Source organism: Streptomyces panacea, from assembly GCF_040560175.1.
In the GTDB taxonomy this organism is placed as follows: Bacteria; Actinomycetota; Actinomycetes; order Streptomycetales; family Streptomycetaceae; genus Streptomyces; species Streptomyces panacea.
In genome coordinates this window covers 1-7,229 of the sequence record NZ_JARJHW010000272.1, presented here as the reverse complement: position 1 = coordinate 7,229, position 7,229 = coordinate 1, and the positions used below count along the sequence as shown (strand labels likewise).

The window sequence follows — 7,229 nt, the reverse complement described above, 5'->3', positions numbered from 1 at the left end:
CCAACTCCCGCGACCCGACCTCCACCGCGCCGGCCCGCACCGCGTCCCCGTACCGATGCGCCGGTACGTCGTAGTGGTCCCGCTCGAAGGCCCGTGCCGGACACCCGATCCCCGCCGCGAACGTGTGCAGTTCCTCGTACGACACATCGCTCACCAGGTGCGACCACAGCCGCCCGTGCCCCGGCCAGGTCGGCGGATCGATGTATACGGTCATGTCACCCGGCCCCCAGAACAGCGCCCAGCGACCCCACCGGGGCCACCACCACCGCCGCTTTCCCGCACACCCAGTGCGGATCCGCCCCCAACTCGGGCTCCACCTCCAGCGCGTGCGGCCCGCCCTCCGCCGCCAGTTCTGTGCGGGACTTGCCGCAGACGGGGCAGAGCGGCCACCGCCCGTGCGTTTCCAGGAGGGCGTCCTGTACGTCCTGGGCGATCAGCCCGGCGACGTACTCGACCCCCTCCGGCCACTGCTCCACCCACCACCGCCGGTGCACGACGGCGTCCTCCACCAGTGAGACGACCTCGGCGCGCGCGACGTCACCCGCCGCGAGATCGGCGAGGACCAGGGCGCGTGCGCTGTGCAGCGCCTGTTCCAGGGGGCTCATGTCTTCCATGCCCCCATTGTCGTATGCTCGAAGCCTCACACGCGTGTGAGGCTTCGAGCATACGGCGTGGGATCGAAGGGGCGAACACGATGCGTATCGGTGAACTCTCTGACCGCACCGGCACCTCCCGCCGCCTCCTGCGCTACTACGAGGAGCAGGGCCTCATCGTCTCCACCCGCTGCGCGAACGGCTACCGCGCCTACGACGAGCCGACCGTCGACCGGGTGATCCAGGTCCGAGGGCTGCTCGACGCCGGTCTGCCGACCCGCATCATCAAGCAGATCCTCCCGTGCCTCGACAAGCCGAGGGTCATCCATTTCCAGGACGCGACCCCGGAGATGCTGTCGACGCTCGAAGTCGAGCGCGACCGTATGACGCAGCGCATCAACTGCCTCATCCGCAACAGGGACGCGGTCGCGGAGTATCTGGACACGGTCCGCGAGACGGCCGCTCCCCAGGGCCGAACAGCCCTCGACACCCTTGACGCCACCACCGCCTGAAATTATCTTTCACTCGTGACCAGTGACGTGAAGGAAATTTACAGCGGCGGCGCCCCTCCGGCCCCCGCCGCCCTCGCGGCCAAGGTGCGCACGCTCGCACCCTCCATGACGCGCTCCATGCAGCGCGTCGCAGAAGCCGTGGCGGCCGACCCCGCGGGCACGGCTGCCCTCACCGTCACCGGTCTCGCCGAACTCACCGGTACGAGTGAGGCCACCGTCGTCAGGACCGCCCGCCTCCTCGGCTACCCCGGCTACCGCGATCTGCGTCTCGCCCTCGCCGGCCTCGCCGCCCACCAGGAGTCCGGCGCGGCTCCGGCGGTCACCGCCGACATCGCGGTCGACGACCCGATCGCCGACGTCGTCGCCAAACTGGCGTACGACGAGCAGCAGACCCTCGCCGACACGGCGGCCGGGCTCGACACCGTCCAGCTCGGCGCCGTCGTCACAGCCGCCGCCGCCGCGCGCCGCATCGACATCTACGGCGTCGGCGCGAGCGGTCTTGTCGCCATGGACCTCGCGCAGAAGCTCCTGCGCATCGGCCTGATAGCCCACGCGCACAGCGATCCGCACCTCGCCGTCACCAACGCCGTCCAGCTCCGCCCGGGCGACGTGGCCATCGCGATCACGCACTCCGGCTCCACCGGGGACGTCATCGAGCCGCTGCGCGTCGCCTTCGACCGGGGCGCGACGACGGTCGCGATCACGGGGCGCCCTGACGGGGCGGTGTCGCAGTACGCGGACCACGTCCTCACCACGTCCACGGCCCGCGAGAGCGAGCTGCGGCCGGCGGCGATGTCCAGCCGTACGAGTCAACTCCTCGTCGTGGACTGCCTGTTCATCGGTGTCGCCCAGCGGACGTACGAGACGGCCGCACCCGCGCTCGCCGCGTCCTACGAGGCACTGGCGCACCGCCACACGCCGCGCACGCGCTGAATCGCGCACCTGCTCGACCGCACCACCGTCAACGGGGCTTCCTCAGGTTTCTGCCAGCTCGCCAGAAAGAGCCGCTTCTCCATGACCTCCATGCCCACCGACGCCTCCTCGACGTCCGGCGCCGGAACATCTCACACCGCGTACGGCGAACTCCGGGCCGAACTCGCGACCCTCACCACCGAGGCGTTCCGCCCCGAACTCGCCGAGATCGACCGCCGTCCCACCGAGGACATCGCCCGCCTCATGAACGGCGAGGACCAGACCGTCCCGGCCGCCGTCGCCGCGCATCTCCCCCGTATCGCCGCCGCCATCGACGCGACCGCCGAGCGGATGGCCCGTGGCGGCAGGCTGATCTACGCGGGCGCCGGCACGGCCGGCCGCCTGGGCGTCCTGGACGCCAGCGAGTGCCCGCCCACCTTCAACACCGACCCGTCGGAGGTCGTCGGCCTGATCGCGGGCGGCCCCGGCGCGATGATCAAGTCCGTCGAGGGCGCCGAGGACTCCAAGGAACTGGCGGCGTCCGACCTGGACGAGCTGAAGGTCGACGTGAACGACACGGTCGTCGGCATCTCGGCGTCCGGCCGCACCCCGTACGCGGTCGGCGCGGTCGAGCACGCGCGCGCACTCGGCGCGCTCACCATCGGTCTGTCCTGCAACGCGGACAGCGCGCTCGCGGCTGCCGCCGAGCACGGCCTGGAGATCGTGGTGGGCCCCGAACTGCTCACGGGATCAACCCGGTTGAAGGCCGGTACGGCGCAGAAGCTGGTCCTCAACATGATCTCGACGATCACGATGATCCGTCTGGGCAAGACGTACGGAAACCTGATGGTCGACGTCCGCGCGTCCAACGAGAAGCTGCGGGCCCGCTCCCGCCGCATCGTCGCCCTCGCGACGGGCGCGCCGGACGAGGAGATCGAGTCGGCGCTGTCGGCGACGGACGGCGAGGTGAAGAACGCGATCCTCACCATCCTCGGTGCGGTGGACGGCCCCACGGCGGCGGGGCTGCTGGCGGATTCGCACGGGCATCTGCGGGCGGCGCTCCAGGCGTCGAAGGGGCCCGGCTCCACATCCCCCGTGGGCTGAGGGCTGTCCCGTGATCCCCACGGGGCGGCCCAGCCCTTAGCCTCGGGCCATGGCACTCGAATGGGAACAGCTCTCCGTCGACGCCACCGACCCGGTCGCCCTGGGCCGCTGGTGGTGTGAGGCCCTCGGCTGGACCGTGGTGGACGACTCTGCCGAGGAGTACGAGATCCGTCCGGCGCCCGACCGGCTGCCCGGCCTGATCTTCGTACCCGTACCGGAGGGAAAGACCCTCAAGAACCGTCTCCACCTGGACTTCCGCCCCGACGACCGGGACGCGGAGGTCGAGCGCCTCCTGGCACTCGGCGCCCACCACGCGGACGTCGGGCAGCGGGGGGACGAGCCGTGGGTGGTGCTCGCCGACCCCGAGGGCAATGAGTTCTGCGTGCTGGGCGAGCGGTCCACGAGCTGACCGCGACCGCCGGCGCCGTCACCCCGCGCGGACCCTCCTCGCTCGCGGCAATCGTGTCCGCGTTCAGCTGATCGCGTCGATCTCCACCTCGACGAGCCACGCGGGGTCGATGAAGCGGGACACCTCCACGACGGTGCACGCGGGCCGGATGTCGGCGAACCGCTCACCGTGCGCACGGGCGGCCTCCCTCCACCGGGTGACGTCGGTCAGCAGGAGGCGGGTCCGTACGACGTCCCCCAGCCCGACCCCCGCCTCTCGCAGCGCGCGTTCGGCGATGTCGAGGCACCGTACGGTCTGCGCGTAGACGTCACCGGGCCCGACGGTGGAACCGTCGTCCCCGATCGGAGCCGTACCGGCGACGGCGACAAACGACCCGACCCGCACCGCCCGCGAGAACCCGATCTCCGGCTCCAACGGGGATCCGGAACCAACCACGTGCCGTACGTCTTCCATACCGTTCCTTCTCTTCCCTCTCTCCGTCCCACTCGTTGAAGACGAAGCCGCCCGATCAGCGGGTCCGGAGCCAGTCGGTCAGCCTGTCGACCGCCACGTCGGCGACGACCTTGAGCTGGCGGGCCGTCCGTTCCAGTTCGTCCTGCAACTCGCTCTGCCCTGCCGGGCCTTTCGCCTCCACCCGCACAGCCGTGCCCCGATAGCCGATCGGCCCCTCGTCGACCCGCTGGTAGAAGCCCACGAAACCGGACCCGTCAGCTTGCAGGCAGATCGAGCCGCCGTTCGTGCGCTGGTCCCGCCATGTGACCCGCTCCACCGCGGCCCCGCCGTGGTCCACCAGGATGCGCAGGTCACCGGAGGTGTGCCAGCCGCCGCCCCAGCCCTCCTCCGTCCGGAAGTGGTGCGCAGGCGTATCGGCGGTGCCCTCGGGGAAGGTCCAGCGGCCGTCCAGCCGACCACGGAACTCGGCCGTTGTGCCGTCCGCGCCCCGGTGGTGGCCGAGGAAGTCGGTCATGGCGGACTGGAAGCTGGCCGCGCCCTCCGTACCGTCGACGCCGCGCCACGAGACCTGCGCGGGCAGGGAGCCCTCACCCCGCTCGACGTAGAGGCGCAGTCGGCCGGCGTCCGTCCAGTCGGCCGCGCCGACCGCACGGCGCTCCGTACGGAAGGCGAACACCGCGCGCTCCGCCGCCTTCGCGCCCATCGCCCGCTCGGATCGGTCCCGCTCGTACACCGAGTCGAGCGTGATCCGGTAGAGCCAGAACATGGTGGCGGCCTCGGAGGAGCTGCGCACCGTCACGGTGTTCGTCCCCTCCCGCAGCAGCTCGCCGGGCACCGCGAACACCATCGTCTGGGGCAGGTCGCCGCCTCCGGGGAGCGTCAGGGACTCCACCAGCGCATGGCCGTTGACCTCGATGTCCATCGGTGCGAAGCCGGGCGAGCCCCCCCGCTTGGACACCAGCGCCGTCACCTTCAACGTCGCCTCGACGAACGTCTCGCCCGCCTCCACCCCGAAGTCCAGCGTGGCGCTCCCGCCCGCGCCGAGATGGACGTGGTTCCCGCCGAACCCGCCACCGTCGGTGCGTACTTCTGCGTTGCCGCACAGCGGCGGGGACACCGAGAAATCCGCGAAGGTCGCTTCCATACGCCAGGACTCTAGCGGCGCCCTCTGACAACGCCCCGGCCCACGCCCCGGCCACGGTGCGGACCGTGACCGAGGCGTACGCGGCGGCCGTGCACGGCCCCTCATATCAGCTGCTCGACCAATCAACCGCTCAACGCAGCTGCACAGCAACCGCGTTGTACGTCGTCTCCGGCGTCGGGGTCGTCGTGAAGCGGGCGTTGACGAGGTAGAGGCGGTTGCCGAGGCGCGCCGCCGTCGTCGGGACGTCGAAGCGCGGGTCGGTGACGGTGCGCCGCAGCGTCGCGGTGGTGGCGCGGGCGTCGAGGTCGAACACGGTGATGAGGTTGAGGCGGTTCTGCACCACGTACAGCGTGCTGCCGACGCGCAGCAGCCCGTCGCCGTTGATGACGTTCGCCGCGCCCTTGAGGGTGATGGTCGTGGCGTGCCCGGTCTTCGGGTCCACCCGGAACAGCTTGCCGATCGGGCTGTTGACGACGATCAGCGCGCGGCCGTCCGGGGTCGTCTCGATGCCGTTGGCGCTGATCCCGGTGGGCGCCTGCTCCCACTCACCGCCGAGCGGGACACTCCGCAGGTCCGCCGTCCCCCCGCGCTTGCCGCCGCGCGGGACGGTGTAGAGGACGGGGGCGTTCGAGTCGGTGAACCAGGCCCGGTCGCCGTACAGGATCACGTCGTTGACGAAGCCGGCCGTCGTCGGTTGATACGTGGCGGTGAGCCGGTTCGTACGGGTGTCGAGCACCCGGATGGATCCGCTCACGCCGCCCGAGATGTAGAGCAGCCCGTCGCGGTCGAGCTTCAGACCCGTGGTGGCCCCGCCGGTCGCGCCCTCCAGGACGGTCCGGCCCTCGCCGGTGCGCAGGTCGGCGCGGCGGATCGAACCGTCCGCGAGGGAGCCCATATAGGCGTACGGGCCGCTGCCGATGGCGATGCCCTCCGGGCGGAAGCCGTTGGGCAGCGGGAAGTCGGTGGGCCAGGAGGGGCGGCCGGGGCGGGTGTGCTCAGCGGCCGAGGCCGTGGCCGTACCGGCACCGAGCGCGAACGTGACGGCCACGGCGCCGCCGAGCACGGCGCGGCGGGAGAGACGGGAAGAGTCGGGGGGTGTCAGAGACATGGCGTCGAGCCTCCGGGGCTTCTGGGGTGCCTGGGGACAGGGACAACTCCGGTGCGCTATGCGCACGTAACGCGCCGCGCCCGCCACCGAGTTCCCGGTGCGGAAACGGCTCCCGCCCGGCTGTAGCCTCGGCGGCATGTCAGCGAATGATCGGGAGACCATGTCCGGCGAGGTGGGCGGGGTGGGCGAGACGCCCGAGGCGACCGGGGCAGCCGAGGTGACGGGGTGGCTGTCGCGGAACTCCGTACCCCTGAGCGGCGGCCTGACCGCCGGCGCGCCCACCGCCGACCTCCAGCCGCTCAAGGAAGTCCTCGACGGTGTACGGATCGTGGGGCTCGGCGAGTCCACCCACGGCACACGTGAGTTCTTCCAGCTCAAGCACCGGCTGCTGGAGTATCTGGTGACGGAGCTGGGCTTCACGACGCTGGCCATGGAGGCGAGCGCGTCCGCCGGTCCGGCCGTCGACGCGTACGTACGGGGCGGTGTCGGCGACCCCGCGCAGGTGCTGACCGGGCTGGGGTTCTGGACCTGGCGGACCGAAGAGGTCCTGGACATGATCGAGTGGATGCGCGCGTACAACGACGGCCGCCCGGCGGACGAGCAGATCCGTTTCGCCGGCATCGACCCGCAGCGCTCCGGGGATTCGCTGGCGGTGCTCGAAGCGTTCCTGACCAGCGTGGCGCCGGACCGGCTGCCCGCCCTGCACTCCACGCTCGGCATCCTCGCCAACGCGTATCCGGGGTCGCGTCCTGACCCCGGGCAGAAGCTGATGCACGAGGCGGAGAAGCTGCTGGAGTACGTGCGCGGGTACGAGGACACCCCGGCCGGGGCCGTGGCGGTGCGGCACGCCCGGATCCTGGTCCGGGCCGCCGATCTGGTGACGCGCAACGGACAGCACCCGGACCCGGAGCGGACGGTCTCGGCGGCACGCGACCGGTACATGGCCGAGGCGGTCGAGGAGATCCTGGACCGCTCCGCCGCCCCCGACCTGTCT

10 protein-coding genes are annotated in these 7,229 nt (G+C 71.5%); 5 read left to right on the top strand and 5 right to left on the bottom strand.

The features are described from left to right. The coding region (locus tag P3L51_RS34090; RefSeq protein WP_354609232.1) for a DUF4031 domain-containing protein at positions 1–214 on the bottom strand (214 nt) is incomplete at its 3' end. A 1-nt stretch (position 215) separates the two neighbouring features. Further along, positions 216–614, bottom strand: a complete 399-nt coding sequence (locus P3L51_RS34085; protein ID WP_354609231.1) for a DUF8819 family protein — start codon at positions 612–614, stop codon at positions 216–218. Between the two features lie 80 nt (positions 615–694). On the opposite strand from P3L51_RS34085, the gene P3L51_RS34080 reads away from it, so the two are divergent. The 4 genes from P3L51_RS34080 (at position 695) to P3L51_RS34065 (ending at position 3,530) form a co-directional block, all read left to right on the top strand. Continuing rightward, positions 695–1,105: a MerR family transcriptional regulator gene (locus tag P3L51_RS34080; protein WP_354609230.1), complete on the top strand. Its 411-nt coding sequence runs from the start codon at positions 695–697 to the stop codon at positions 1,103–1,105. Between the two features lie 15 nt (positions 1,106–1,120). Then, the gene (locus P3L51_RS34075; protein WP_354609229.1) at positions 1,121–2,038 is read left to right on the top strand and encodes a MurR/RpiR family transcriptional regulator; all 918 of its coding nucleotides are present in this window, start codon (positions 1,121–1,123) and stop codon (positions 2,036–2,038) included. Between the two features lie 81 nt (positions 2,039–2,119). After that, positions 2,120–3,121 carry an N-acetylmuramic acid 6-phosphate etherase gene (murQ, locus tag P3L51_RS34070; protein WP_354609228.1) on the top strand — a complete coding sequence of 334 codons (1,002 nt, stop codon included), beginning with the start codon at positions 2,120–2,122 and terminating at the stop codon, positions 3,119–3,121. 49 nt (positions 3,122–3,170) lie between these two features. After that, positions 3,171–3,530: a VOC family protein gene (locus P3L51_RS34065; RefSeq protein ID WP_354609227.1), complete on the top strand. Its 360-nt coding sequence runs from the start codon at positions 3,171–3,173 to the stop codon at positions 3,528–3,530. Between the two features lie 63 nt (positions 3,531–3,593). Here the strand turns inward: P3L51_RS34065 and P3L51_RS34060 are convergent, their stop codons facing one another. From P3L51_RS34060 to P3L51_RS34050, 3 genes are all read right to left on the bottom strand, one after another. Then, positions 3,594–3,983 carry a RidA family protein gene (locus P3L51_RS34060; protein WP_354609226.1) on the bottom strand — a complete coding sequence of 130 codons (390 nt, stop codon included), beginning with the start codon at positions 3,981–3,983 and terminating at the stop codon, positions 3,594–3,596. Between the two features lie 55 nt (positions 3,984–4,038). Continuing rightward, a complete protein-coding gene (locus tag P3L51_RS34055) occupies positions 4,039–5,127 on the bottom strand; it encodes an alpha-1,2-mannosidase (RefSeq protein WP_354609225.1) in 1,089 nt (362 codons plus the stop codon). A 130-nt stretch (positions 5,128–5,257) separates the two neighbouring features. Further along, entirely contained in the window at positions 5,258–6,235 is a 978-nt protein-coding gene (locus tag P3L51_RS34050; RefSeq protein ID WP_354609224.1) for an NHL repeat-containing protein, read from the bottom strand. A 136-nt stretch (positions 6,236–6,371) separates the two neighbouring features. Here P3L51_RS34050 and P3L51_RS34045 point away from each other — a divergent pair. Continuing rightward, positions 6,372–7,229 (top strand): erythromycin esterase family protein (locus P3L51_RS34045; RefSeq protein WP_354609223.1); only part of this gene is annotated, 858 nt, incomplete at its 3' end.

What these genes read in the sequence shown, in the direction of transcription:
- P3L51_RS34060 (WP_354609226.1), bottom strand. Translation starts at nt 3,983, where the DNA reads ATGGAAGACGTACGGCACGTGGTTGGTTCCGGATCCCCGTTGGAGCCG.
- murQ (WP_354609228.1), top strand. Translation starts at nt 2,120, where the DNA reads ATGACCTCCATGCCCACCGACGCCTCCTCGACGTCCGGCGCCGGAACA.
- P3L51_RS34050 (WP_354609224.1), bottom strand. Translation starts at nt 6,235, where the DNA reads ATGTCTCTGACACCCCCCGACTCTTCCCGTCTCTCCCGCCGCGCCGTG.
- P3L51_RS34080 (WP_354609230.1), top strand. Translation starts at nt 695, where the DNA reads ATGCGTATCGGTGAACTCTCTGACCGCACCGGCACCTCCCGCCGCCTC.
- P3L51_RS34085 (WP_354609231.1), bottom strand. Translation starts at nt 614, where the DNA reads ATGGAAGACATGAGCCCCCTGGAACAGGCGCTGCACAGCGCACGCGCC.
- P3L51_RS34065 (WP_354609227.1), top strand. Translation starts at nt 3,171, where the DNA reads ATGGCACTCGAATGGGAACAGCTCTCCGTCGACGCCACCGACCCGGTC.
- P3L51_RS34055 (WP_354609225.1), bottom strand. Translation starts at nt 5,127, where the DNA reads ATGGAAGCGACCTTCGCGGATTTCTCGGTGTCCCCGCCGCTGTGCGGC.